We start from the raw sequence: 1190 nt of genomic DNA, 5'->3' as shown, positions 1-1190 counted from the left end.
GATTACTCTACGATTTTTGATACTACGCCAGCACCTACGGTACGGCCACCTTCACGGATTGCGAAGCGTAAACCTTCGTCCATCGCGATTGGGTGAATCAACTCAACAACAAACTTCAAGTTGTCGCCTGGCATAACCATCTCTACGCCTTCTGGCAACTGCACTGCGCCAGTTACGTCAGTGGTACGGAAGTAGAACTGTGGACGATAGCCTTTGAAGAATGGCGTGTGACGGCCACCTTCTTCTTTGGTCAATACGTAAACTTCAGCTTCAAACTTAGTGTGCGGAGTGATTGAACCTGGCTTCGCCAATACTTGACCACGTTGGATCTCGTCACGCTTAGTACCACGCAACAACGCACCGATGTTCTCACCTGCACGACCTTCGTCAAGCAACTTACGGAACATCTCTACACCCGTTACGATTGTCTTCGTAGTCTCTTTGATACCTACGATTTCAACTTCGTCACCAGTGCGCACGATACCGCGCTCTACACGACCTGTTACTACTGTACCACGACCTGAGATCGAGAATACGTCTTCGATTGGCATGATGAACGGCTTGTCGATATCACGCTCTGGCTCTGGGATGTATGAATCCAAAGCTTCTGCCAACTCAAGAATTTTCGCTTCCCACTGCTCTTCGCCTTCCAACGCTTTCAACGCTGAACCTTGAATCACTGGCAAGTCGTCACCTGGGAAGTCGTACTCAGAAAGCAGTTCACGTACTTCCATCTCTACCAATTCCAACAACTCTTCGTCGTCGACCATGTCACATTTGTTCATGAACACAACGATGAATGGTACGCCTACCTGACGTGACAACAAGATGTGTTCACGCGTTTGTGGCATTGGGCCGTCAGTTGCAGCTACTACCAAGATAGCGCCGTCCATCTGCGCAGCACCGGTGATCATGTTTTTCACATAGTCAGCGTGTCCTGGGCAGTCAACGTGGGCGTAGTGACGTGCTGGAGTGTCATACTCAACGTGTGAAGTTGAGATGGTGATACCACGTGCTTTTTCTTCTGGTGCGTTATCGATCATTGCGAAGTCTTTCGCTGAACCACCGTAGGTTTTTGCCAAAACGGTAGTGATCGCAGCAGTCAGAGTAGTTTTACCGTGGTCAACGTGGCCGATTGTACCTACGTTAACGTGCGGTTTCGAACGTTCAAATTTTTCTTTTGACATGAC

The 1190-nt window shown here is 49.1% G+C and carries 1 protein-coding gene; it reads right to left on the bottom strand.

Going from position 1 to position 1190, the window contains the following annotated elements; translation table 11 throughout:
- Positions 1–2 precede the first annotated feature (2 nt).
- Entirely contained in the window at positions 3–1187 is a 1185-nt protein-coding gene (tuf, locus tag IDAT_RS12850) for an elongation factor Tu (RefSeq protein ID WP_034734470.1), read from the bottom strand.
- Between the last annotated feature and the right edge of the window lie 3 nt (positions 1188–1190).

Source organism: Pseudidiomarina atlantica, from assembly GCF_000753735.1.
GTDB lineage: Bacteria > Pseudomonadota > Gammaproteobacteria > Enterobacterales > Alteromonadaceae > Pseudidiomarina > Pseudidiomarina atlantica.
Note: the sequence above shows the minus strand (reverse complement) of the source record. Positions and strands in the feature narration are given on the sequence as shown.